The organism is Amycolatopsis oliviviridis (assembly GCF_014654365.1).
Taxonomy (GTDB): Bacteria; Actinomycetota; Actinomycetes; order Mycobacteriales; family Pseudonocardiaceae; genus Amycolatopsis; species Amycolatopsis oliviviridis.
In genome coordinates, this window is sequence record NZ_BNAY01000006.1 from 302923 (window position 1) to 327146 (window position 24224).

A 24224-nucleotide genomic window follows, 5' to 3' on the forward strand; every position below is an offset into this window, starting at 1 on the left:
CCCGGCGTAGAACAGCCCTCCACCCAGGGCGATCAGAGCGTACCGCGTGTGTGTGCGCAGAGTGAGCGCCTAGCCTTGTCACGAGTCGGTCTCGGAAAAGCCGGCACACAGACCACTACATGTGCATACGCTCCAACGCTGTGGCGTGCTGAAGGCCGCACCACGAGCGCGGACGACTCCGCGACGTGAAGACGGAGCCCAAAGGGAGGTCGCGTGAGCGACGAGGGTCGCCTGGTCGCCGGTCGATACCGCATAGTCCAGCGGATCGGCACGGGCGCGATGGGTGCCGTCTGGCAAGCGCATGACGAGGTACTCGGCCGCACGGTGGCGATCAAGCAGTTGCTGCTGCAGCCCGGCCTCGAGGCCCAAGGCGCCGAAGACGCCCGCCAGCGCACGATGCGAGAAGGCCGGATCGCCGCCAGATTGCACCACCCGAACGCCATCTCGGTGTTCGACGTCGTCACCGACGACAACGGTCAGCCCTGCCTGATCATGGAATACCTGAACTCCACCAGCCTCGCCCAGGTGCTGCAGGAGGAGCGGACGCTGCCGCCGACGGAGGTGGCGCGGATCGGCGCGCAGGTCGCGGCGGCGCTGACCGAGGCGCACGCGGTCGGCATCGTGCACCGGGACATCAAGCCCGGCAACATCCTGCTCGCGCCCAACGGCACCGTGAAGATCACCGACTTCGGCATCTCGCGGGCGAAGGACGACGTCACGGTCACGAAGACCGGGATGATCGCCGGCACCCCCGCCTACCTGGCGCCCGAGGTGGCCATCGGCGGCGACCCCGGCCCGGAGTCCGACGTCTTCTCGCTCGGCTCCACGCTCTACGCCGCCTGCGAAGGCCAGCCGCCGTTCGGCCTCAGCGAGAACACGCTGAGCCTGCTGCACGCGGTCGCGGCCGGGCAGATCATCCCGCCGCGTCAGTCCGGCCCGCTCGCCAGCGTGCTGGCCGTGCTGCTGCACCCGGAGGTGCGGCACCGTCCCACCGCCGAAGAGTGCGAAGAGCTTCTCGCCGCTGTCGCGCGGGGTGAAACGCCGCTGGGCGGCCCCGCGGACGACACCATGCTCGCCGCCCCCGTCGCGGGCGCGATCGCCGGCGGTCTCGCGGGTGCGGGAGTGACCCAGGCGCTCGACAGCGAATCCGCCGGTCACTCGGGTTCGCTCCTCGACGACCAGGCCGCGGCCGGGTCGTACTACGACGACGAGGACGACTACCACCAGCCGCCCGCCTCGAGGTACCCGGAAGACGACTACGACGGGTACGACAACTACGACGAGACGGCGTTGCTGGCCGAACGCGGTCACCCCGGCGGCGGCCCCGCGCCCACGCGCGCCGTCCCGATCCCCGCGGGCGGCTACGACGACGATCCATACGACGACGACTACGACGATCAGCCTCCTCCTCCCCCGCCGCCGCCCACCCGGGCGCAGACCAGCCCGGTGGACGAGGACGACGACAAGCCGGGCTCGTGGAAGAAGCCCGCGATCATCGGCGGTGTCGTGGTCGTGGCACTCGCGGCGCTGGGTTTCTGGCTGCTGAGCCCGAACAACCCGGAAACGCCCGCGCAGGTGGGGAACTCCTCGACGAAGCCGTCGCCCACACCGACGTCCTCGGCGCCGGAGACGACGGAATCGCCGTCGGAGACGCAGTCGGCCGAGCCGCCCAAGGAGACGACCTCGTCGAAGAAGACGTCGAGCAAGGCGACGCAGACGCAGGAGCCGGACAAGCCGACGCCGACGAAGTCGACACCGAAGTCGAGTTCGAAGCCGCCGACCTCGTCGGAAGACCCTCCGACGAGCAATACTCCGAGCCCGACAACGACCCCGACTCCCGGAACGTGACCCGAGGCAGCAATTGAGTTCTGAAGGTTCCATCGTCGGCGGCCGGTACCGCCTGGACCAGCCCATCGGGCGTGGCCGGGCGGGCATCGTGTGGCTGGCGTTCGACACACGCCTGCTGCGCACGGTCGCGATGAAGCGCATGTACCTGCCCGTCGGCCTGCCGCCGGACCGGGCGGAGCAGGCCAAGGCCGTCGTCGTCCAGGAGGGCAAGGACGCGGCCAAGTTCGAGCACGCCACCGCCATCAAGGTGTACGACGTGCTGCCCGACGGGCCGGACGTGTGGCTGGTGATGGAGTACATCCCGTCGCGCGGGATGGCGACCTTCCTGGCCGAACACGGCAGGCTGACCGCGGAGCAGGCCGCCGCGCTGGGCATCATGCTCGGCCGCGCGCTGGCCGCGATGCACGAGGCCGGGGTGGTGCACCGGACCGTCGAGCCGGGCACGGTCCTGCTGGCCGACGACGGCGGCGTGAAGCTCACCGACATCGGCATCACCGGTGGCGGCGCGAGCCCGGCGTACCGGGCGCCCGAGGTGGCGCGCGGCGAGCCGGCGACTTCGGCATCCGACGTGTTCTCGCTGGGCGCGACGCTGTACACGGCCGTCGAGGGTGTGCCGCCGTTCGGCGAGGACGGCGAGTCTTCGGAACGGCCGCCGCAGACCGCCGGTCCGCTGGCGGGCGCGTTGCGCAAGATGCTTCGGGCCGAGCCGGACGTGCGGCCGACGATGGCCGACACGGTCCGCTCGCTGGGCGCGATCACGGAGGGGCGGCAGACGGCTTTCATCCCGCCGACCGCGCCCGCCATGCCGACCATGCCGGCGTCGATGCCGGTACCGATGCCCCAGACGCCTCCCCAGCAGCAGCCGGTTCCGCAGTTCCCCCCGCAGCAGCCGCAGCAGTATCAGCCACCTCAGCCGCCGCAGCAGCAGTACACGCCGCCGGCTCAGCAGCAGTACGCTCCCGCCGCGCCTGCTGCGGCGAAGTCGTCGCCGGACACCCGGAAGTGGCTGATCACCGCGGGTGCCGTGGTGGCGGCGATCCTCATCGGGGTGCTGTTCGCGGAACTGTTCCTGATCTGAGGGCTAAAGCTGTTCGCGGATCAGCGTCGTGAGTTCGACGGGACGGCTGAGGAACGGGCTGTGGCTCGCGCGCCAGGTCACCGTCATTTCGCAGCGGGCGGCGAAGTGGGCGACCATTTCCGGTGCGAGCGCCCGGTCTTCGGAGCAGACGACGTAGGTGTTCGGGGTGTCCTTCCAGGACGCCCCGATCGGCGATTCGGTGAAGATCGAGACGGGTTCCGGGCGCAGTAGTGCCGTGGCGCGCTCGGCGACGGCGTCCGAGCAGTCGGCGTACAAGGCCTCGCGGACGGCGGTGCGGTCGAGGTGGGTCATGCCCTCGTCGTCGAAGATCAACGGCAGCGACTCGGGTTCGCGGCCGGTTTCCTCCATGACCCGGTCGATCCAGTACCGGGCGGTCTCCCCCGGTTCGCTGACGATCGCGGCCAAGAGGATCAGGTGCGAGACGCCCTGAAGCCCGCTGGCGATCACTCCACCGTAGGAATGCCCGAGCACCACCGGTGGTTCGGCCGCGCTGTCGACGATCTCCTGGACGGTCCGGGTGACTTCGGCGATCGGGCGCGCGCCGACGTCGGGGACGGTGACCTCGACGCCTTCCCGGCGCAGGCGTCCGGCGACGTCGTCGAAATGGGCGGGCTGGTGCCAAGAGCCGTGCAGGATGATCAGCGGGCGCACGGAAGTCCTTTCACTGGCGGGATTCGCGGGTTCCTTGCCAGGTTGTCGACCGCCGGCACGCCTGTTCAAGCTCAGCCGGGTTTCCTGCCCAACCGGTCATTCCCGCCTACCCGTCCGGTCAGGCCGCTCGGGCGCCTTCGCGGATCGCGCCGAGGAATCGCCGCACCGCCGGGTGTTCCCTGGCGTGCGCGGCGACGGCCGCGTGGATGGACCGCACGGGATCGGGGCGGCGGACCTTGCGGATGGCGACGCCGGGATGCGGGGCGCCGAGCCCGAGTTCCGGGATCAGCGCGACCCCGAGCCCGGCGGCCACGAATCCTTGCGCCGTCTGGTAATCCTCGGATTCGACGACATGGTTCGGGGCGAATCCGGCCGCGCCGCAGGCGTCGAGCAGGATGTCGCGGCAGGCGCCGGGGAGACCGTCGACGCCGACCCACGGATCCTCCGCGAGCTCGGCGAGGTCGAGGACGCGTTTGCGGGCGAGCCGGTGGTTCTTCGGCAGGATCGCGCGGTACGGGTCGTCGAGGAGGTGGATGTACTCGGCGCCCTTGATGCGGGGCGTGGTGCTGGGCAGCACGATCATCGCGACGTCGGCCTTGCCGGACTCGATCTCGGGCAGTGAGTCGTCGGGCTCGACGAGTTTCAGGTCGAGGCGGACGCCCGGGAATTCCCGGCGCAGCGCGGCGACGGCCAAGGGCACCAGGGAAGCGCCCGCCGTGGCGAAGTAGCGGATCGCGAGCCTGCCGGTGCGGCCTTCCTTGAGTTCGCTGAGCGCGGCTTCGGCCTTGGCGAGCTGGGTGCTCAGCGTTTCCGCGTGTTCGGACAGCAGCGAACCGGCGGGCGTCGGCCGCACGCCGCGACCGACGCGTTCGAGCAGTTCGACGCCCGCTTCCCTTTCCAGCGTGGACAATTGCTGGCTGATCGCGGAAGGTGTGTAGCCGAGGTTCCGGGCGGCGGCGGTGATCGAACCGCTGCTGATCACGGCTCGGAGGACCTGCATGCGGCGGACGTCCAGCATGCCCCGATCTTACAGTTCTCCTTAAGGCTTCATGCAGTTATTTTCGCTTGTCCTTACGCGTCCTCCCGGCGAAGCTGGGCCAGGCACTTAAGGAGGACTGGGGTGGGCGAGACGAAGACCCTGCTGCGGATCGGCGCGCTGGCGCTCATGTGGGGATCGAGTTTCTTCTGGATCAAACTGGGGCTGGGCGCGTTTTCCCCGGTACAGCTGGTGCTGGCGCGGGTGGCGCTCGGCGCGGCCGTGCTGATCGGGCTCTGCTATCTCGGCCGGGACCGGCTGCCGTCGGGACGGCGGATCTGGGGACATTTGGCCGTCGCGGCGTTCTTCCACAACGCGCTGCCGTTCCTGCTGTTCGCGTGGGGCGAGCTGACCGTCGACTCCGGGATCACCGGCGTGCTGAACGCGACGACGCCGCTGTGGGTGCTGGTCGCCGCGCCGATGCTGGGCGCGCGCACGCGGATGACCGCGGTCCGGGTCGCCGGGCTGGTCGCCGGGCTCGCCGGGATCCTGCTGATCTTCGCGCCGTGGGAGGCGTCCGGCCTGCTCAGCTGGGGCGCGCTCGCGTGCCTCGCGGCGGCCGCGAGCTACGGTTTCGCGTTCGTGTACGAAGGCAAGTACCTCACCGGCACCGGTGACTCGCCGATGTCGCTGGCGGGCGGGCAGATGCTGCTCGCGACCGGGTTCCTGCTGCTGGCGATGCCGATGGGCGGCTTCGAACCGGTGCACCTGAGCACCGGCGCGATCGTGGCGGTGGTGATCCTCGGGATCGGGTCGACCGGGATCGCTTTCGCGCTGAACTACCAGCTCCTCGCGAGTGAGGGCGCCGTCGCGGCGTCGATCGTCGGGTACCTGCTGCCGGTGGTTTCGGTGCTGCTGGGGGCGGTGTTCCTGGCCGAGCCGCTGAACTTCCGGGTGATCGCCGGGATGGTCGTCGTGCTGGGCGGGGTCGCGCTGACCCGGCTCCGCCCGAGGGAGCGGGGGACCTTTGCTACCGCCCCCGTGGTGGAGCGCCCCCTCGCCGCTGCCGGGGAGGCCGCGCCCTGACCTGCGTTTCGCGGGCTAATCGCGCTCCCGCCGGCCCCCAGCCGACCGGCACCTCCCAGGACCGGCGGGAGCGACTTTCGCGGGCTAATCGTGACGCGGTGGGGCCTGGGGGCCTGCCGGATCGCGGTTAGCCCGCGAAAGTCGAAGCGGGCGTCAGAGAGCAGCGAGGACGAGCAGGGCGGCCATGATGATCTCGACCCAGAAGTAGAGCCAGCTCGGATAGAACCGCTCGGGCCGTTCCGCGAACCGCGCGACCAGTCGCCCGAAGGCCATCCCGACGAGCGCGACGGCCACCGCGATCGCCGCGCCCCGCTGGATCCCGCCGACGTCGAAAGCCGCGAACCCGAGCAGCACCGCGACAGCCACCCCGAAACCGCCGTAGACCGCGCGCACCTCGGTCCGCGCCGTCGCGGAGTCCAGCGTGATGCCGAACGGCCGGATCAGCCGCCGCGGATCGACGAGCCCGAGCAGCCCCATCCCCAGGAAGAACACGGCCACCAAGCCGATGAGGACGGCCGCCACCTAGACGAGACGCCGGTCGGAAGCCCAGCGCGAAAGCTCGTACCGGTTCGAAAGCTGCGTCTTTCGCAGCACGCTCGACACATGCGTCTCGACGGTCTTCACCGAGATGAACAGCTCGGACGCGATCTCCTTGTACGCGTACCCGCGCGCGAGCAGCCGCAGCACGTCGCGCTCCCGCGGCGTCAGCAGGTCCAGGTCGGGGTCGCTGATCGGCGCGGAACCCGGCCGGTCGGCGAACGCGTCGAGCACGAACCCGGCCAGCCGCGGCGAGAACACCGCGTCGCCGTCCGAGACCCGCACGACGGCGCGCACGAGTTCCTTCGACGAGATCGTCTTCGTGACGTAGCCGCGCGCCCCGGCGCGGATCACGGCGATCACGTCCTCCGCGGCGTCGGAGACCGACAGCGCGAGGAACACGACGTCCGGTAGTTCCGGCCGGACCCGGCGCAGCACCTCGGCGCCGCCGCCGTCCGGCATGTGCACGTCGAGCAGGACGACCTGCGGTTTGGTCCGCGCGATCCCGGCGACCGCCTCGGCCACCGAGCCCGCCTCGCCGACCACGCGGACGTCGTCGGTGATCGAGTCCAGTTCGGTGCGCACTCCGGCCCGGAAGAGCGCGTGGTCGTCGACGAGGAAGACCTTGACCGGCTCCCGCGTCTGCTGGTTCTCCGTCACGATGCTCCCTCGCTCGCCCTGTCCCGTGAGCATAGCGACCTCACGCCGCGCCCTTCCCCGCCTTGACCGGCATCTCCAGCTGGACCTCGGTTCCTTCACCCGGTGCGGTACGCAGTTTGAGCTTCCCGCCGTGCCGTTCCATCCGCCCCCGGATGGAATCGGCGAGACCGTGCCGATCGCTCGGCACGACGTCGGGGTCGAACCCCTTGCCCCTGTCCCGCACGAAAACCGTCACCGCTGTCGGCTCGACCTCGGCGTACACGCTGACCTCGTCGACACCCGCGTGCTTGGCGGCGTTGACGATCGCCTCGCGCGCCGCCTGGACCAGCGCGGTCAGCGGCTCGTTCAGCGTCGCCTCCCCCACGACGACCTGCTGCACCGAGATCGCGAACGCGTCCTCGACCTCGCCGCACGCGGCCGCGAGCACCTCCGACAGCTGCCCGCTGACGGCCTCCTCCTCGGTCTTCTTGCTCTTGCCGTACCCCGAAGGCCCGTACAGCCAGCCACGCAGCTCGCGTTCCTGACCGCGCGCGAGCCTGGCGACCTCTCGCGGCGATTCCGCCTGCTTCTGGATCAGCGCGAGCGTCTGCAGCACCGAGTCGTGCAGGTGTGCGGCGATCTCGGCGCGTTCGTCGGTGCGGATGCGGGCGGTGCGCTCGTCGGACAGGTCGCGGACCAGGCGCAGCCAGAACGGGACGGTCAGCACGGCCACCCCGATCAGCGTCGCGATCACGGCGACCAGCGCGAACTTGACCTGGTCGATGCTGCCGCTCTCCAGGACGACGACACCGATCCCGGTCATCACCAGCGCGACGCCGGCGACGACGCGGATCGCGGCCGACCAGCCCCCGCCGCCGAGGAACGCCGTGGCGACGCCGCCCTTGGCGCTGACCCGCCAGCGGCGTCGCTGCGACTCGTCGGCCTCCCGCCAGACGACGGCCGCACCGATCATGGCCAGCGCCAGCGGGATGGCGACCCAGCCGCTGATCAGGCCGGTCAGCGTGCCGCTCGCGACGGCGAGGCCGACACCCAGCGCCATCAGGCCGAAAGCCTGCTGCTTTTCCTTCGGCGCGGTTTTCTCCGGCTCGGCTTCACCGGACTGCTGTTGGACGAAGACCCAGAGCAGGCCGTACGCGAGCAGGCCGGCGCCGTTCAGCGCGGCCAGCAACGCGAACGCGGTCCGGACCCAGAGCACCTTGACGCCGAGGTGGTCGGCGAGGCCGCCGGCGACACCCGCGATGGCGCGGCCGGAGCGGCGGCGATACATCTTGGGTGGCTCGAACGGTGCCGGGGACAGGCTGCCGGGAACGGGCACCGGAGGGCGCTCGATGATCGTCGGCTTCACCTGACCGGCGAGGTCGTTGGGGGCGGATTCCTGCACGTTCTCCATGGTCACACGGAGTGCGGTACTGATCCATCGGGGAAACCCCTGACTCTTCCCGCTGGGGGAAACCTCAGGGACGTTCCCGGATGTGGCAGGGGGCAGCCGGGGCGCATTCTTTGTGGCATGAGTGGGAGTGAGACACACGTTCCGAAGCGCGGCCCCGCCGCCGGCTTCGAAGAGACCGTCAAGGATTTCTGGCGGAGCAGGCCGGTCCGCCCGGTACACGGCCGCAAGTTCGCGGGTGTCGCCGCCGGTATCGGCTACCGGTACGGCATCGACCCGACCGTGGTCCGCGTCGCGCTGGTCGCCGCGACCGTGTTCGGCGGGTTCGGCGTCTTCGTCTACCTGCTGGGCTGGCTGTTCCTGCCGCAGGAGGGCGACGCCGTTTCCGCGTTCGAGGGCCTCATCGGCCGGGGCCGCGCGTCGAGTTCGCCCGCGTTCGCGGTGCTGCTGCTGATCCTGCTTTTCCCCGGTCTCACCTGGACCTTGAGCGGCGGCTGGATGACCGACGGCACCGGGCTGATCGGCTTCGCGCTGATGGCCGTCGCGCTGTATCTGCTGCACCGCAACCGCGGTCAGTTCAACCGGCCGGCGATGCCCACCCCGGCGCAGCCGGCGGCCGCGTTCTCGATGGCGTCGGCGGGGTCCGCCTCGACGGCGACCCAGGGTGGCTGGGACCCGCTCGCGGCCGACCCGTCCGCTTGGGACCTGCCGAACGCTTCGCCGTCCGGTGGCCTGCCGCCGCAGACCCCTCCGCCGGCTCCCGCGCCGCCGGCGCCTCGTCGCCGCCGGTCGAAGATCGGCGCCGCGACCTTCGGGGCGGCCGTGCTGGTCGGCGGGGTCGGTACCGTCCTGGGCCTGGACGGAGAGCCGTGGTTCAGCTTGCAGCACGTCATCGGGCTCACCCTGGGCGTGGTCGGCATCGGGCTGGTCGCCGGTTCGTTCGTGCGGGGCGGTCGCGGGCTGATCGGGCTGGCGGTGCCGCTGGCGATCGTCGGGATGGCGCTGACCACCGTCTCGTTCGACGACTTCTCCGTGAAGGGCGGTGTCGGGGACCTGACGGCGACACCGAGCCAGGTGTCCGAGGTGCTGCCGGAGTACAAGCGCTCGGCCGGGAACATCGACGTCGACCTGACCAAGCTGCCCGCTGGGGCGTCGGTGACCACGAAGGTCTCCAACGGGGCCGGCAACTCGACCGTGCTCGTGCCGGCGGGTGCCGAAGTGAAGATCTCCTGCGAGACGGGGGCGGGCGATGTCGACTGCCTCGGCCAGTCGCGGTCGGGGCTCGGCGAGGACACGATCGACTTCACTTCGCCGGGCAGCAACGGGCAGAAGATCGATTTGAAGGTCAAGAACGGTGTCGGGAACGTGGAGGTGCGTCGTGGCTGACTACGACGACTACGACAGCACGCAGACCCAGGCGGCTCAGCCTGCGAAGCGCGGGGTGGACGTCATCACCCTGATCGTCGGGATCGCGACGCTGCTGGTGTCGGGTTACGTCCTCTCGGACGGCTCCTCGTGGCTCCCGCGGTTCGACTTCCGGTGGGTCATGGCGGGCGGGGCGATCTTCGTCGGCGTCCTGCTGCTCGCCGCTTCGCTGCGCAAGAGCCGCCGCTAGCGGCCCCGCTCACGATCCACCCCACTCCGAAGGCCCCGGCCCCTCGCCGGGGCCTTCGCCTTGCTCCCGACTTGCGTTTAGCCCCCTAATCGCGATCCGGTCGCCCAGGTGCCCGGGGCGCGCCGACCTGCGTTTAGCGGGCTAAACGCAAGTCGGTCGCCCTGCCGCTCGGGGCCCATCGGATCGCGATTAGGGGGCTAAAGTCGCTCCGCGCTCGCTCAGGCGCCCGGGCCGCCGGAGCGCGTTTAGCCCGCTAAACGCGCTCCCGGTCGCCTAGGTGCCCAAGGCCGACAGATCGCGATTAGGGGGCTAAACGCAGGTCGGAGCGGGAGCGGGTCACTCCCACTCGATGGTGCCCGGCGGCTTGGACGTGACGTCCAGGACCACCCGGTTCACCTCGGCGACCTCGTTGGTGATGCGGGTCGAGATCCGCTCCAGGGTCTCGTACGGCAGCCGCGTCCAGTCCGCGGTCATCGCGTCCTCGGACGACACCGGCCGCAGCACGATCGGGTGCCCGTAGGTCCGCCCGTCGCCCTGCACGCCCACGCTCCGGACGTCGGCCAGCAGCACCACCGGGCACTGCCAGATCTCACCGTCCAGCCCGGCCGCGGTGAGCTCCTCGCGCGCGATGGCGTCCGCCGCGCGCAGCGTTTCGAGCCGCTCGGCGTCGACGGCACCGATGATCCGGATGCCGAGCCCCGGCCCCGGGAACGGCTGCCGTTGCACGATCGTCTCCGGCAGCCCGAGCTCCAGCCCGACGCGGCGCACCTCGTCCTTGAACAGCAGGCGCAGCGGCTCGACGAGCTCGAACTGCAGGTCGTCAGGCAGCCCGCCGACGTTGTGGTGGCTCTTGATGTTCGCCGCGCCCTCACCGCCGCCGGATTCGACGACGTCCGGGTACAGCGTGCCCTGGACCAGGAACTTGTAGTCGCCCTCGGCCTTGAGGTCGCGCTCGGCCTGCTCGAAGACGCGGATGAACTCGCGCCCGATGATCTTGCGCTTCTCCTCGGGGTCGGTGACCCCGGCCAGCGCGTCGAGGAACCGGTCGCGCGCGTCGACGGTCACCAGGTTGACCCCGGTAGCGGCGACGAAATCCCGTTCGACCTGGGTGCGCTCGCCGGAGCGCAGCAGACCGTGGTCGACGAACACGCAGGTCAGCCGGTCACCGATGGCCCGCTGGACGAGCGCGGCGGCCACGGCGGAGTCGACCCCGCCGGAAAGCCCGCAGATCGCGCGGCCGTCGCCGACCTGCTCGGCGATGCGCTTGACCTGGTCGTCGACGATGGACGACGTCGTCCACTGCGGCTTGATGCCCGCGATGTCGTGCAGGAAGCGGCGAAGCACCTCCTGGCCGTGCGGCGAGTGGTGCACCTCGGGGTGGTATTGGACGCCGGCGAAGCGGCGCTCGACGTCTTCGAACCCGGCGACGGCGGCGCCGTCGCTCGACGCTGTCACGGTGGCGCCTTCCGGGGCTTTGGTGACGCTGTCGTTGTGGCTCATCCACGCGGGCTGGCTGCTCGGGAGACCGGCGTGCAGGACACCACCTTCACCGGCGACGCGAACCTCGGTGCGGCCGAACTCGCGGATCCCGGTCGGCTCGACAGTGCCGCCGAGGGCCTGCGCGAGCACCTGGTGGCCGTAGCAGATCCCGAGGATCGGCACGCCCGCGTCGACCAGCCCGGGGGCGAGGGCGGGAGCGTTCTCCGCATACACGCTGGAAGGACCACCGGAAAGGATGATCGCGGCGGGGTCCTTGGCGAGGATGTCCTCGGCGGTGGCGGTGTGCGGGACGACCTCGGAGTACACCTGCGCCTCGCGCACGCGGCGCGCGATCAGTTGCGCGTACTGCGCCCCGAAGTCCACGACGAGTACCGGACCGGTGGGACTGGGCACCTGAAACCTCCAGATCAGAGCAGTACGCTTCCCCACCATCGTCCCAGGTGGGCCCGGTCACCTTGCCGCCAACCCCCTCGCGATTCAGGACAGCGGATGACCGCGACGCGGCCTACCGTCCGCGGGTATGGGCATCGACTGGAGCAAGGAACTCTCCGAACAGCTCGACTGGCACTGGACGCGGCACCTCCGGCCCCGGCTGGACACCCTCGGCGACGACGAATACTTCTGGGAACCCGCCGAGGACTGCTGGACGATCCGGCCGAACGAGACCGGCAAGCTCATGATCGACTGGGCGTATCCGGAGCCGTCCCCGCCGCCGGTGACGACGATCGCCTGGCGCCTCGCGCACATCATCATCGGCGTCTTCGCGATGCGGACCGCGTCGCATTTCGACGGCCCGCCCGTCGACTACCAGACCTTCCCCTACGCGGCCTCCGCCAAGGAAGCGCTGGAGCAGCTCGACGACGCGTACGCACGCTGGCGTGACGGTGTCCGCGGCCTGACCGCCGAGGCCCTCGAGCACCCCTGTGGCGAGGCCGAAGGCCCGTACTCCGAGTACCCGATCGCGACGCTCGTCCTTCACATCAACCGGGAGGCCATCCACCACGGCGCCGAGGTCCTCCTCCTGCGGGACCTCCACGCGCGTCGCGATTAGGGGGCTAAACGCAGGTCCCGGCCGCGTCGCGATTAGCCCGCGAAACGCAGGTCCCGGCCGCGTCGCGTTTCGCCCCCTAATCGCGATCCCCCGGCCGAGATCGCGTTTAGCGGGCTAAACGCGACGCGCCCATACTGGGGCCAGCCCAGGAAAGGAGCCGCCTTGCGAGCGACTGTCATCTACGGCGCCGGCGACGTACGCGTCGAGACCGTCCCGGACCCGAAGCTGAGCGAACCCACCGACGCCCTCCTCCGCGTGGTCCGCTCCTGCATCTGCGGCAGCGACCTCTGGCCGTACGGCAGCATGCCCGCGCGCGACCGCGGCGTCCGGATCGGTCACGAATTCCTCGGCGTCGTCGAGGCCGTCGGCGCCGACGTCACCACGCTCAAGACCGGGGACCTCGTCGTCGCGCCGTTCGTCTACTCCGACAACACGTGCCAGTTCTGCCGCGAAGGCCTCCACACCTCCTGCCTGCACGGCGGGCACTGGGGCGCGAAGGGCGTCGACGCCGGTCAGGGCGAGGCCGTCCGCGTCCCACAGGCAGACGGCACGCTGGTGAAACTGCCGCACACCGAGGACGACGATCTGCTCGCCTCGCTCCTCACGCTCTCCGACGTCTTCCCGACCGGCCACCACGCCGCGGTCAAGGCGGGCGTGAACGAGCGCACCACGGTCACCGTCATCGGCGACGGCGCCGTCGGCCTCTCCGCGGTCCTCGCCGCGAAGCGACTCGGCGCCGAGCGCATCATCCTGATGGGCCGTCACCAGACCCGCACGGACCTCGGCCGCGAGTTCGGCGCGACCGATGTCGTCGCCGAGCGTGGCGACGAAGGCATCGAGAAGGTGCGAGAGCTGACGAACGGCGAAGGCACGCACACCGTCCTCGAATGCGTCGGCACGAAGCCCGCCTTCGAGATGGGCGTCGGCGCGGTCCGACCCGGCGGCACGGTCAGCCGCGTCGGCCTGCCGCAGTACGCCGAGGGCCCGATCGGCCCGTCACTCTTCCGACGCAACATCACCGTCACCGGCGGGGTCGCTCCGGCCCGCCACTACATTCCCGAACTCCTCGACGACGTCGTCGAGGGCAGGTACCAGCCGGGCAAGGTGTTCGACCGCACCATCGGGCTGGAAGAGGTGCCTGACGGTTACCGCGCGATGGCGGATCGCGAAGCGCTCAAGGTGCTCGTCAAGCCCTGACTGGAATACCTTGTCAACCATGGACATGATCACCCCGGAGCCGCGCCCCGCCTGGATCGCCGGCCGCCCTGAGCAGGGCGCTTCGACGCTCACCGTGCACCACCCCTACGACGGGAGCGAAGTCGCCACCGTCGCGGTGCCCGGCCCGGAGCAGGTCGAACGAGCGGTGAGCGCGGCGGTGAGCGTCGCGAAGGAGTTCCGGCGGTCCTCGGCACACAGCCGCGCCGCGGCGCTCGACCACGTTTCGCGGGTCCTCGCCGGCCGGGCCGAGGAGATCGCCGAGGTCATCACCGCCGAGAACGGCAAGCCGCTCAAGTGGGCCGACGCCGAGGTGCGGCGCGCGGTTTCGGTGTTCCGGATCGCTGCCGAGGAGGCCCGCCGGTTCAGCGGTGACCTGCAACGCCTGGACACCGACCCGGCGGGCGAAGGCAGGCTGGCCCTCACCCGCCGCGTCCCGCGCGGTCCGGTGCTGGGCATCGCGCCGTTCAACTTCCCGCTGAACCTGGTGGCGCACAAGGTCGCGCCGTCGCTCGCGGTCGGCGCGCCGATCATCGTCAAACCGGCGCCGCGCACTCCGCTGGCCGCCTTGATCCTCGGCGAGATCCTGGCCGAGATGGAGCTGCCGGAAGGCGCGTTCTCGGTGCTGCCGCTCGGCAACGAGGAGACCTCGGCGCTGGTCTCGGACCCGCGCCTGCCGGTCGTGTCGTTCACCGGATCGGGTCCGGTCGGCTGGTCGCTGGCGGACGCCGCGCCACGCAAGCACGTCGTGCTCGAACTCGGCGGCAACGCGGCCGCCGTCGTGCTCCGGGACTGGCCGGACCCCGAAGGCGCGGCGCACCGCATCGCGACCTTCGGCAACTACCAGGCCGGGCAGTCCTGCATCGCCGTCCAGCGGGTCATCGTCGAAAGCGAGATCGCCGAGGAATTCGTCCCCGCTTTGGTGGAAGCCGTTCAGTCACAGCAAACCGGTGACCCCTACGACAAGAACACCGACGTCGGGCCGGTCGTCGACGAAGCCGCCGCGGAACGGATCGTGGCCTGGATCGACGAGGCCGTCGCCGCGGGCGCGAAGATCCTCACCGGCGGCAAACGGGACGGCGCGACGGTGGAGCCGACCGTGCTCACCGACGTCCCACCGTCCACAAAGGCCTGGGCGGAGGAGATCTTCGGCCCGGTCCTCGCGGTGTCCATTGTGGATGGCGTCGACGAGGCTTTCGCTTCGGTCAACGAATCCGCGTATGGCTTGCAGGCCGGGGTGTTCACCCGCGACGTGCATCTCGCCTTCTACGCATCGACCGAACTGGAAGTCGGCGGCGTGATCATCGGTGACGTCCCGTCCTACCGCGCGGACCAGATGCCTTATGGCGGCGTCAAAGGATCGGGCGTCGGGCGCGAAGGTGTTCTCGCTGCGATGCACGATCTCACCGAAGAACGGGTCACGGTCTTCACCGGCATCGACCTTTAGGCCGGGGTGACGGCCTGTGCGAACCCGAACACCTTGTCCGGGTCGTAGGTCTTCGCCACCTGCTTGAGCCGGGTGGCGTTGTCGCCGTAGTAAGCCGTCATCCAGTCGGGCAGGGCGGGGTCGATGTAGTTGACGTAGCCCCCGCCCAGCCCGAGCCCCGTCACCACTTCCGCGACGGAATCGGTTGCCGCGGAACGATTGCGCGTATCGGCCTGGCTGTAGATCTGCACACTGCCGATCGCCTTCCGGTGCCAGAACGCGGTGGCATCCGGCGCGACGTCGGCGACGGCGCCGCCGAGACCGTCGACGAGAAGGTCCATGCCGCGCCTGCCGTCGAGGATCGACGTCAGCTTCGCAGGATCCACCGGTTCGCTGAGAATTCGCGAAGAGGCCACAAAGGACTGTCGGCTCTCGCTGCCGGAGAAGTACTTCATGGCACCGAGATAGTCGAGCTGTTTGACCGTTCGTGTTCCATTGATCTTCCCGGTCAGCTGGTCCAGCACCTTGGCGAGCGAAGCGGAATCGCCGACATAGCAGCCGGAAATCCGCGCGCCGACGGGAGATCCTCCCGACAGCACGACATTCGCCCAAAGTTCAGGCGGGGCTTCGGGCAGCCAGCGCTGCCACTCGGCGAGAACCTCGTTCGCGCTGCCCGCCGGGAAACGCAGGGAGAACACCGAAACGACCGAAGGCGACGGGTCGGTACGGAACGTGAACGAGGTGACGACACCGAAGTTGCCGCCACCGCCGCCGCGCAACGCCCAGAACAACTCGGGTTCGGAATCCGCCGACGCCGTCCGGAGTTTCCCGTCCGCGGTGACGACCTGCGCGGACACCAGGTGATCGCAGGTGAGTCCATATTTGCGGGCCAGGACACCGATACCGCCGCCGAGCGTCAGCCCGGCGATGCCGACGCTGGGGCAGGAACCCGCGGGCAGGCAACGGCCGGCGCCGCCCAGCTTGGCGTAGACGTCCTTCAGCTTCGCGCCCGCGCCGATCACGGCCCGTTCCCCCCGAACGTCCACTGAGGACATTTCGCCGAGGTCGATCATCAAGCCGCCGTCGGGAACCGAGTAACCGGCATAACTGTGCCCGCCGCTGCGAGCGGCGATCGGGACCCGCCTGGCCGCCGCTTCGACAGCGGCCTGCACGTCTTCCGGCTTGGCGCATTTCGCGATCGCGGCGGGCTTGCGCCCGTCGAAGGCGGGATTGAACACGCGTTTGGCGCTGTCGTAGCCGGAATCCCCCGGCAGGAGCAGCGAAACCTTGTTCCGCAACGCGGCCCAGTCCGGCGGGCCGGACGGCGCCGAGACGCTGGTGCTCGGCGGCAAAGACACACCTGGGGCCGACGTGGGCGCTTGCACTGGAGGTGCGGCGGAACACGCCGTCGCGGCCGCCCCGACCGCGGTCGCGCCGGCGAGCTTGAGAAAGTTCCTTCGCCCCAACTTCATACTTGTGAAGACGTGCGGGCCCTGGCGAGGTTGCGAGGATCACCCGGCCGAGTCAGCGGTACTCGGGTTCTCTAAGTCGAAGCGGCTGCCCGCGTCCCATTCCGATCGCTGGTTCCCGTACGCGGGAATACCGCCCGCCCGGTGCAGCATGGAGGCCAGATGCAGCAGATTCCAGGTCATGAAGGCGGTGTTCCGGTTGGTGAAATCGTTCTCCGGCCCACCGGAGCCATCGTCCAGATAGGACGGACCGGGACCCGCCTCACCGATCCAGCCCCTGCAGGTAGAGCTCCGGCCAGGCGTCGGACGCGGCGCCGTGCTCGGTCATGTCGGGCCAGACGCCTGTCGCGATGTCGTGGTCCGCGGCCCGGAGCACGGAGACCTCGACACCGTGTTTGGCCATGATGTCGCGGCTGATCGCGATGAGGCCGTCGGTGTTGCTCTTCTCCGGGGATCTCTTCAGGGTGCAGGGCACGAACAGGGCCTTGAGCCCGCTGAAGTCGTAGTCCATCGGTCAAGGACAGCACCGGCGGCCGTACGGGGAAAGCCCCCGAAGGCTTACGGATTCCTTAGAGCCAATGCGGGAGCGGCGGTACCTCGCCGTCCAAAGTGGATCCGTCACCGCGGCCGGTGATCCAGGCCAGGACGGCACCAGGGGTGCCGGTCACCTTGGCCGGATCGCCTTCGCCCATCCGCCACTCATGCCGCGTCCCGTCGCCGTCGACGGCGACCAGGAGGACAGCAGGCAGCCCCTCGCCGTACGAGGCGATGGCACTGCTCACCACGACCTCGAACTCCCGTCCGAGCAGCCCGGAGGCGCGGTCGAAGTCGTAACCGAAGTCCAAATCGACGAGGTGGATCGAGGTTTCGGCCAGCCGCTTGCGCAGCACTTCCTCACCGGTGACCGGCCTGCCCTGCCTGTCACGCGCCGCACCGGCCCACGCCTCGTCCGGCAGGGACGCGGCCAGGTCCGTGAATCGCTCGCCGGAGTCCACGACATCGGCGATGATCGCCGCGGCGGAGCGGGCGGCTCCGGCCTCGATACCCGCGTCGCGAGCTGTGGCCGTGGCGTACATCGGTGTCTCGACACCGGTCTTCGCCCAGGTCAGCAGGTTGCCGAGGCCGTCCGCGTTACGCGCGACGTGCGAGAGCAGATGCGCCCGCGTCCAGCCGGACAAGGCGCTGGGAGCGTGCACTGCGTCCTCGTCGAGCGCGCGCACCACCCTTGCCCATTCTTCGTGCAGGGCACGGACGCGTTCGAGCAGGACGTGGGCGCGTTCGGCGGCGGTCACATCCCCAACCTACCGCCGAAGCGCGGCGGGCGCGTCCGCCGGAACCGAAGGGTTCTTCGGCGCGATCGGCTCCAGGCGGGCGTACGCCGAGTCCTGCGACGGCCGATTGTCCTTTTCGCCCTTGTTGGGCCACAACGAGAACGCCCGCTCGGCCTGCGCGGTGATGGTCAGCGAGGGGTTCACGCCGAGGTTGGCCGTGATCGCCGATCCATCCACAATGGACAGACCGGGATAGTTGAAGACCCGGTGGTAGGGGTCGATCACGCCGTTGTCGGCCGCGGTGCCGATCGGGGCGCCGCCGATGAAATGCGCTGTCAACGGGATGTCGAAGATCTCGCCCCAGGTGCCGCCCGCCATCCCGCCGATGCGCTCGGCGGTGCGGAGGTTGGCCTCGTGCCCGGCGGGGATGAAGCTGGGGTTCGGCTCGCCGTGGCCCTGTTTGGAGGTGTACTTGCGGCGGCCGAAGAGGCCGGGCTTGGTGTAGGTGGTGATGGAGTTGTCGAGGCTCTGCATCACCAGCAGGATCACCGTGCGCTCGCTCCAGCGGTAGCCGTTGAGCAGGCGGACCGTCTGGACCGGGTGCTTGAGCATGAAGTTCACGGCCTGGCGCCAGCGCGGGACCGCCGAATCGCCTTCGGTGGCGATGGTCTGGAGCAAGCTCATCGCGTTGCTGCCCTTGCCGTAGCGGACGGGCTCGATATGCGTGTTGTCGTCGGGGTGGATCGACGACGTGATCGCGACGCCGCGGCTGAAGTTCCGCTCCTCGTCGACCGAGGTGCGGGCGGCGCCGATGATGGCCTCGGAGTTGGTGCGGGTCAGCTCGCCGAGCCGCGGCGAGAGCTTCGGCAGCTTGGCGGTGTCGCGCATGCTGTGGAGCAGGTTCTGCGTGCCCCAGGTGCCCGCGGCGAGCACCACCTGCGCGGCTGTGAGCTTGTGCCGGAACTTCCGCGAGGTGGTCCCGGTCTTCTTGATGCTCACCTCGTACCCACCTGCGTTCAGCGGGCTGATCGCGCTCACGGTGGTGAGCGGGATGACCTGCGCGCCGTCCTTCTCCGCGAGGTAGAGGTAGTTCTTGACCAGCGTGTTCTTGGCGCCGACGCGGCAGCCGGTCATACAGGCGCCGCATTCGGTGCAGCCGGTGCGCGCCGGGCCCGCGCCGCCGAAGTACGGGTCCTCGCTGCGCTCCCCCGGCTTGCCGAAGTACACGCCGACCGGGGTCGGGTGGTACGACTCCGGGACGCCCATGTCCGCGGCGACGCCCTTCATCACGACGTCCGACGGCGTGACGCTGGGGTTGGTGACGACGCCCAGCATGCGGCTGGCCTGGTCGTAGTGCGGGCCGAGTTCGGACTCCCAGTCGGTGATGTGGGACCACTGCGGGTCGACGTAGAACGGCTTCAGCGGGCGGTACAGCGTGTTCGCGTAGACCAGCGAGCCGCCGCCGACGCCCGCGCCGGCGAGCACCATGACGTCCTTGAGCATGTGGATGCGCTGGATGCCGAAGCAACCGACCTGGGGCGCCCAGACGTAGCGGCGAAGGTCCCAGGACGTCTTCGCGAACTCGTCGTCGGCGAAGCGACGGCCCGCCTCGATGACGGCGACGCGATAGCCCTTCTCCGTCAGGCGGAGGGCAGCGACACTGCCGCCGAACCCGGAACCGACGACGATCACGTCGTAGTCGAAGTCGTCTTCAGTGGTGGTGTTACTGGCAGTCACACCCTCGACTGTAACCCCGGCCACCCCTTCTGACCAGAGGTAAGTTACTCGCCGGTTACCTTTCGCCTGGTGCATGCTCGGACCGGTGATCGACGAGTTCGCGAAGGAATACCTGCACAGTGACCTGCGAGAGATCCGCGAAACGATGCTGCGGAAGCTCGACGGGCTGTCCGAGTACGACATCCGCCGTCCCCTGACCTCGACGGGCACCAACCTGCTCGGACTGGTCAAGCATCTGGCGACGTGGGAGGCCCGGTACTTCGGCGAGGTCTTCGGCCGGCCGTATCCCGAGGCCGTCCCCGAGCGTGGCACCGACCTGTGGGCGACGGAGCACGAGACCCGCGAGGAGATCGCGGACTTCTACCGGCGTGTCTGGGAGCACTCCGACGCGACCATCGCCGCCCTCGCCGTCGATTCGCCCGGCCATGTGCCGTGGTGGCCGCGTCCGGACGTGAAGCTGTTCAACGTCCTGGTCCACATTCTCACCGAGACCAACCGGCACGCCGGGCACGCCGACATCCTGCGGGAGCAACTGGACGGCACGGTCGAGGCGCCCGGCAAGGACACCGCCTACTGGGAGACCCGGCGGACGGAGATCGAACGCGCCGCCCAGGCCGCCGCGCGACTTTAGCGGGCTAAACGCGAAACTGGAGGGGCGCCTGGGACTGCTGGGGCCACTGGGGCACCTGAGCACAAAACGGCCCGGATCGCGTTTAGCGGGCTAAACGCGATCCGGGCCGGGGAGCGAGCGTCAGCGGCGGACGGTCAGGCCCACCCGCTGGAACTCCTTCAGGTCCGAGTAGCCCGTCTTCGCCATCGCGCGGCGAAGCGCGCCGAAGAGGTTCACGACGCCCTCAGCGTCCGAAGACGGCCCGAACAGCAGCGTCTTCAGGTCGACGGCGTAGTCCGGCCCCAGAGCCACGCGCGAACGCGGCAGCGACGGGTGCGCGGCCGCCGACGTCCAGTAGAGCCCCTGCCCCGGCGCCTCGGAGGCGGCGGCCAGCGGCGCGCCCAGCATGACCGCGTCGGCACCGCAGGCGATGGCCTTGGCGATGTCGCCGGACACGCTCATCCCGCCGTCGGCGAGCACGTGCACGTACCGGCCACCGGTCTCGTCGAGGTAGTCCCGGCGCGCGGCGGCGGCGTCGACGATCGCGGTCGCCATCGGCGTCCCGATCCCGAGCACGCTGTCGGTGCTCGTCACGCCGCGGCTCGCGCCGTGCCCGACGATGACGCCGGCCGCGCCGGTGCGCATCAGGTGCATCGCGGTGCGGTAGTCGCTGACGCCGCCCGCGATCACCGGGACGTCGAGGCGCCCGATGAAGTCCTTCAGGTCCAGCGGCTCGGCGTCACGCTGGACGTGCTCCGCGGAGATGATCGTGCCCTGCACGACCAGGATCTCGACGCCCGCCGCCAGCAGGTCCGGCGTGAGCTCGGCGGCGTGCTGCGGGCTGACCCGGGCGGCCACGGTGACGCCGGACTCGCGGACGGTCTTGATGGCCTCGGTCAGCAGGTCCAGCCGGATCGGGGCGGAGTGCAGTTCCTGCAGCTCGCGCACGATCGCGGTCGGGTCCTCGGTGTCTTCGGCGGCCCGGACGAGGCGGAAGATCGCCTCCTCGACGTTCGGGTGCCGGGCCCAGAGCCCTTCGGCGTTGAGGACGCCCAGCCCGCCGAGCTCGCCGACGGCCACCGCGGTACCCGGCGACACGATCGCGTCGGTGGGGTGCGTGACCAGCGGCAACTCGAACCGGTACGCGTCGATCTGCCAGGCGGTGGACACGACCGAAGACGACCGGGTGCGCCGCGACGGCACGATCTCCACGTCATCGAGGTCATACGCCCGCCGCGCGGTGCGGCCCATGCCGATCTCGACCAGATCCCGCACGTCAAGTCCCTTCTCAACGACGACCGTTACACCCCATTGTCGCTAGGCCGCGTGGGTGACCTGCGACGGGGCTCCCGAACCGGGCCCGAAGTCACACCAGCCCCACTCGCCCCACCCGTTTCGCGTTTAGGGGGCTAAAGTCGCGCGGGTGGGGCCGGTGGGGCACGTGGGTCAGAAGGAGACCTTCTCCACGGAGTCGGTCCGGAGGACGGATTCCTGCGCGAAGGCGGCCTTGTAGGCGGTCCGGATCTCTTCGAGCTCGCGGTTCGCGTCGCGGTCGCTGAACGGGTACACGACGACGATCACCTTCGACTTCTCCCGCGAGACGACCCCGTCCGAACCACGCCACTGGCCGCGTCCGGTCAGCTCGGTGAACCCGTCCGGGAACCTCGGCGTGACGACCTTGTCGGTGAACGCGGCGAACTCGGCGTCGGTCAGCTCCCCGCCACCCGGCTTCGTCGTGCCGAAGTACAGCTCGGTGCGCTTCCACAGCTCACCCGGCGACGCCTGGAGACCGGCGGCTTCGACGGACTGAGGCGTGGCGGGCGCGGCCGAAGCGCTGGGGACGGCCGAAGCCGCCACCCCGCCACCGAGCCCGAGGGCCGCGGCGGCGAAGACGGCCAGCGCGGTCCGGCGCGACGCAGGCGAAAAAGACATCCGGTTCCTCCCAGGAGACTTGATCAGCGGACCAAGTCTCCCGGGAACGGAACCGGATGGGTAAGTGTCCTCAAGGGCGGACTAACGGGTGGTGTAGTTCGGCGCCTCGACGGTCATCGTGATGTCGTGCGGATGGCTCTCCTTGAGCCCGGCCGCGGTGATCCGCACCAGCTGCGCCTCCTGCAGCTCGGGGATCGTCGACGCGCCCGCGTAGCCCATCCCGGACCGCAACCCGCCCACCAGCTGGTGGACGACGTTCGCGAGCGGCCCGCGGAACGGGATCCGCCCCTCGATGCCCTCGGGGACCAGTTTGTCCTCGCTCAGGACGTCGTCCTGGGCGTAGCGGTCCTTCGAGTAGGACTTCGCCTCGCCGCGCGACTGCATGGCGCCCAGCGAGCCCATGCCGCGGTATGTCTTGAACTGTTTGCCGTTGACCAGGATCAGGTCTCCGGGCGATTCGGCGGTGCCCGCGAGCAGGCTGCCGAGCATCACCGTGGACGCGCCGGACGCGATCGCCTTCGCGATGTCGCCCGAGTACTGGATGCCGCCGTCGCCGATGACCGGGATCCCGGCCGGGCGGGCCGCCTGGTCGGCCTCGTAGATCGCGGAGATCTGCGGGACGCCGACCCCGGCGACGATGCGGGTGGTGCAGATGGAGCCTGGGCCGACACCGACCTTGATCCCGTCCGCGCCCGCTTCCACCAGCGCCTGCGCGCCGGCCCGGGTCGCGACGTTGCCACCGACGATGTCGACGGTTTCGCCCAGTTCCTTCTTCAGCAGCGCGACGGTCTCGACGACGGCGCGGGAGTGCCCGTGCGCGGTGTCGACCATCAGCACGTCCACCCCGGCGTCGGCCAGCGCCATCGCGCGCTTGTGCCCGTCCGGCCCGACACCGACGGCGGCACCGACGATCAGGCGGCCGTTGGTGTCCTTGGAGGCGTTGGGGTACTGCTCGGTCTTGACGAAGTCCTTGACCGTGATCAGCCCGCGCAGCTTGCCCGCGCCGTCGACGATCGGCAGCTTCTCGATCTTGTGGCGGCGCAGCAGCCCGAGCGCGGCCTCCGCGGTGACCCCGACCTGCGCGGTGACCAGCGGCGGCTTCGTCATCACCTCGTGCACCGCACGCGTGTGGTCGACCTCGAACCGCATGTCGCGGTTGGTGATGATGCCCACCAGCGTCCCGGCGGCGTCCGTCACCGGCACACCGGAGATCCGGAACCGCGCGCACAGGGCGTCGACCTCGGCGAGGGTGTCCTCCGGCGAGCACGTGACCGGATCGGTCACCATGCCCGCTTCGGAACGCTTCACGACCTCGACGGCGGACGCCTGGTCGTCGATCGGCAGGTTGCGCTGCAGCACCCCCATCCCGCCCTGGCGCGCCATGGCGATCGCCATCCGGCCTTCGGTGACCGTGTCCATGGCGGCGGAGACCAGCGGGATGTTCAGGGTGACGTTGCGGGAGAGCCGGGTGCGGGTGCTGACCGCACTGGGCACCACATCGGACTCGGCCGGCAGCAGCAGCACGTCGTCGAAGGTCAGCCCGAGCATGGCGAACTTGCTCGGGACGGGGGCGGTGACGCTGTCGCTGGTCATAGCAGGCGAAGGGCCTTCCTAGCGGTGACTAATGAGAGCCGCCGTGGCTTGTGACAACACGGCGGGGGCCTGCCCCTCATGATATCCGGGCCGGGCGGCCGCCCGGCCCGGGTGGGCGCCCGGTAGCGTGCAGGCGTGCCGCAAGATGCGTTGCCCCCAGACCCGTTCGCGGATGACCCGGACGACCCGGCCCGCGCGTTCATCGACGACGCCGACCGGCTGGACGAGCCGATCAGCGACGAAGAGCGCACCGAGTTGCTGGCCGACCTCTCAGATCTCGCCGTCTACCAGGCGCTTCTCGAACCGCGCGGGGTACGCGGGATCGTGGTCGACTGCGGTGAATGCGACGAACCCCACTATCACGACTGGCATCTGCTGCGCGCCAGTCTCGAGCAGCTGCTCGCCGACGGCCGCATGCGGCCGCACGAGCCCGCTTTCGATCCGAACCCCGGTGACTATGTGAGCTGGGACTACTGCCGCGGCTTCGCGGACGGTGTCACGGCCAACGAGAGCGCCTACTGATCGCGTTTAGCCCGCTAAACGCGATCTGGGCCTGGTGAG

At 70.0% G+C, this 24224-nt stretch carries 22 protein-coding genes and 1 pseudogene; 10 read left to right on the forward strand and 13 right to left on the reverse strand.

All coding sequences use genetic code 11. The features are described 5' to 3' along the window. Nucleotides 1-213: 213 nt before the first annotated feature. Together IE302_RS26660 and IE302_RS26665 are read left to right on the forward strand one after the other, a co-directional pair. Nucleotides 214-1848 carry a serine/threonine-protein kinase gene (locus IE302_RS26660; RefSeq protein WP_191257202.1) on the forward strand — a complete coding sequence of 545 codons (1635 nt, stop codon included), beginning with the start codon at nt 214-216 and terminating at the stop codon, nt 1846-1848. A gap of 13 nt (nt 1849-1861) precedes the next feature. Then, on the forward strand, nt 1862-2926 hold the full coding sequence (locus IE302_RS26665) for a serine/threonine-protein kinase (RefSeq protein WP_191257203.1): 1065 nt from the start codon (nt 1862-1864) through the stop codon (nt 2924-2926). Between the two features lie 3 nt (nt 2927-2929). On the opposite strand, the gene IE302_RS26670 is transcribed toward IE302_RS26665, so the two are convergent. Both IE302_RS26670 and IE302_RS26675 read right to left on the reverse strand, forming a co-directional pair. Continuing rightward, nucleotides 2930-3598 (reverse strand): alpha/beta hydrolase, encoded by a 669-nt coding sequence (locus IE302_RS26670; protein WP_191257204.1) that lies wholly within the window; start codon nt 3596-3598, stop codon nt 2930-2932. A 118-nt stretch (nt 3599-3716) separates the two neighbouring features. Continuing rightward, entirely contained in the window at nt 3717-4616 is a 900-nt protein-coding gene (locus IE302_RS26675) for a LysR family transcriptional regulator (protein ID WP_191257205.1), read from the reverse strand. 102 nt (nt 4617-4718) lie between these two features. Between IE302_RS26675 and IE302_RS26680 the strand changes: the two genes are divergently transcribed. Next, entirely contained in the window at nt 4719-5660 is a 942-nt protein-coding gene (locus IE302_RS26680) for a DMT family transporter (RefSeq protein ID WP_191257206.1), read from the forward strand. A gap of 153 nt (nt 5661-5813) precedes the next feature. Here IE302_RS26680 and IE302_RS26685 read toward each other — a convergent pair whose 3' ends face one another. Genes IE302_RS26685 through IE302_RS26695 form a run of 3 tightly spaced genes read right to left on the reverse strand, consistent with a single transcriptional unit; the run spans nt 5814 to nt 8253 of the window. Continuing rightward, nucleotides 5814-6182, reverse strand: a complete 369-nt coding sequence (locus IE302_RS26685; RefSeq protein ID WP_191257207.1) for a DUF4345 family protein — start codon at nt 6180-6182, stop codon at nt 5814-5816. Continuing rightward, nucleotides 6183-6857 (reverse strand): response regulator, encoded by a 675-nt coding sequence (locus IE302_RS26690; RefSeq protein ID WP_005165099.1) that lies wholly within the window; start codon nt 6855-6857, stop codon nt 6183-6185. 40 nt (nt 6858-6897) lie between these two features. Next, nucleotides 6898-8253, reverse strand: coding sequence for an ATP-binding protein (locus tag IE302_RS26695; protein ID WP_191257208.1), 1356 nt, complete (start codon nt 8251-8253; stop codon nt 6898-6900). Nucleotides 8254-8364: 111 nt separating this feature from the next. On the opposite strand from IE302_RS26695, the gene IE302_RS26700 reads away from it, so the two are divergent. Then, nucleotides 8365-9630: a PspC domain-containing protein gene (locus IE302_RS26700; RefSeq protein ID WP_191257209.1), complete on the forward strand. Its 1266-nt coding sequence runs from the start codon at nt 8365-8367 to the stop codon at nt 9628-9630. Continuing rightward, entirely contained in the window at nt 9623-9859 is a 237-nt protein-coding gene (locus IE302_RS26705; RefSeq protein ID WP_191257210.1) for a hypothetical protein, read from the forward strand. The genes IE302_RS26700 and IE302_RS26705 overlap by 8 nt, the downstream gene beginning before the upstream one ends. Nucleotides 9860-10195: 336 nt before the next feature. Here the strand turns inward: IE302_RS26705 and guaA are convergent, their stop codons facing one another. After that, on the reverse strand, nt 10196-11752 hold the full coding sequence (gene guaA, locus IE302_RS26710; protein ID WP_229907948.1) for a glutamine-hydrolyzing GMP synthase: 1557 nt from the start codon (nt 11750-11752) through the stop codon (nt 10196-10198). Nucleotides 11753-11879: 127 nt separating this feature from the next. Here guaA and IE302_RS26715 point away from each other — a divergent pair, with 127 nt between their 5' ends. The 3 genes from IE302_RS26715 to IE302_RS26725 all read left to right on the forward strand — a co-directional run bounded on the left by IE302_RS26715 (nt 11880) and on the right by IE302_RS26725 (nt 15072). After that, nucleotides 11880-12410 (forward strand): DinB family protein, encoded by a 531-nt coding sequence (locus IE302_RS26715; RefSeq protein ID WP_191257212.1) that lies wholly within the window; start codon nt 11880-11882, stop codon nt 12408-12410. 162 nt (nt 12411-12572) lie between these two features. Beyond that, complete coding sequence (locus tag IE302_RS26720; protein WP_191257213.1) at nt 12573-13607, forward strand: zinc-dependent alcohol dehydrogenase family protein; 1035 nt, start codon at nt 12573-12575, stop codon at nt 13605-13607. 19 nt (nt 13608-13626) lie between these two features. Next, the gene (locus IE302_RS26725; protein WP_191257214.1) at nt 13627-15072 is read left to right on the forward strand and encodes an aldehyde dehydrogenase family protein; all 1446 of its coding nucleotides are present in this window, start codon (nt 13627-13629) and stop codon (nt 15070-15072) included. Here the strand turns inward: IE302_RS26725 and IE302_RS26730 are convergent. From IE302_RS26730 to IE302_RS26745, 4 genes and pseudogenes are all read right to left on the reverse strand, one after another. Beyond that, nucleotides 15069-16409 (reverse strand): FAD-binding protein, encoded by a 1341-nt coding sequence (locus IE302_RS26730; protein ID WP_494492203.1) that lies wholly within the window; start codon nt 16407-16409, stop codon nt 15069-15071. The two genes, IE302_RS26725 and IE302_RS26730, sit on opposite strands and share 4 nt — an antisense overlap. Nucleotides 16410-16562: 153 nt before the next feature. After that, a pseudogene (locus IE302_RS26735) lies at nt 16563-17031 on the reverse strand (flavodoxin family protein). A gap of 58 nt (nt 17032-17089) precedes the next feature. Beyond that, complete coding sequence (locus IE302_RS26740) at nt 17090-17812, reverse strand: maleylpyruvate isomerase N-terminal domain-containing protein (protein ID WP_191257216.1); 723 nt, start codon at nt 17810-17812, stop codon at nt 17090-17092. A gap of 9 nt (nt 17813-17821) precedes the next feature. Beyond that, nucleotides 17822-19528, reverse strand: coding sequence for a GMC oxidoreductase (locus IE302_RS26745; protein ID WP_191257217.1), 1707 nt, complete (start codon nt 19526-19528; stop codon nt 17822-17824). Nucleotides 19529-19601: 73 nt separating this feature from the next. On the opposite strand from IE302_RS26745, the gene IE302_RS26750 reads away from it, so the two are divergent. Then, the gene (locus IE302_RS26750; RefSeq protein ID WP_191257218.1) at nt 19602-20159 is read left to right on the forward strand and encodes a DinB family protein; all 558 of its coding nucleotides are present in this window, start codon (nt 19602-19604) and stop codon (nt 20157-20159) included. 120 nt (nt 20160-20279) lie between these two features. On the opposite strand, the gene IE302_RS26755 is transcribed toward IE302_RS26750, so the two are convergent. The 3 genes from IE302_RS26755 to guaB form a co-directional block, all read right to left on the reverse strand. After that, entirely contained in the window at nt 20280-21413 is a 1134-nt protein-coding gene (locus tag IE302_RS26755) for a GuaB3 family IMP dehydrogenase-related protein (protein ID WP_005166670.1), read from the reverse strand. Between the two features lie 171 nt (nt 21414-21584). Further along, complete coding sequence (locus IE302_RS26760) at nt 21585-22070, reverse strand: DUF3574 domain-containing protein (protein WP_191257219.1); 486 nt, start codon at nt 22068-22070, stop codon at nt 21585-21587. Nucleotides 22071-22151: 81 nt separating this feature from the next. Beyond that, nucleotides 22152-23663 (reverse strand): IMP dehydrogenase, encoded by a 1512-nt coding sequence (gene guaB, locus IE302_RS26765; protein WP_191257220.1) that lies wholly within the window; start codon nt 23661-23663, stop codon nt 22152-22154. Nucleotides 23664-23798: 135 nt separating this feature from the next. Here guaB and IE302_RS26770 point away from each other — a divergent pair, with 135 nt between their 5' ends. Then, nucleotides 23799-24185 carry a DUF5319 domain-containing protein gene (locus IE302_RS26770; RefSeq protein ID WP_005166667.1) on the forward strand — a complete coding sequence of 129 codons (387 nt, stop codon included), beginning with the start codon at nt 23799-23801 and terminating at the stop codon, nt 24183-24185. The last annotated feature ends 39 nt before the right edge of the window (nt 24186-24224 follow it).

What these genes read in the sequence shown, in the direction of transcription:
- IE302_RS26675 (WP_191257205.1), bottom strand. Translation starts at nt 4,616, where the DNA reads ATGCTGGACGTCCGCCGCATGCAGGTCCTCCGAGCCGTGATCAGCAGC.
- IE302_RS26700 (WP_191257209.1), top strand. Translation starts at nt 8,365, where the DNA reads ATGAGTGGGAGTGAGACACACGTTCCGAAGCGCGGCCCCGCCGCCGGC.
- IE302_RS26715 (WP_191257212.1), top strand. Translation starts at nt 11,880, where the DNA reads ATGGGCATCGACTGGAGCAAGGAACTCTCCGAACAGCTCGACTGGCAC.
- IE302_RS26725 (WP_191257214.1), top strand. Translation starts at nt 13,627, where the DNA reads ATGGACATGATCACCCCGGAGCCGCGCCCCGCCTGGATCGCCGGCCGC.
- IE302_RS26750 (WP_191257218.1), top strand. Translation starts at nt 19,602, where the DNA reads ATGCTCGGACCGGTGATCGACGAGTTCGCGAAGGAATACCTGCACAGT.
- IE302_RS26760 (WP_191257219.1), bottom strand. Translation starts at nt 22,070, where the DNA reads ATGTCTTTTTCGCCTGCGTCGCGCCGGACCGCGCTGGCCGTCTTCGCC.
- guaB (WP_191257220.1), bottom strand. Translation starts at nt 23,663, where the DNA reads ATGACCAGCGACAGCGTCACCGCCCCCGTCCCGAGCAAGTTCGCCATG.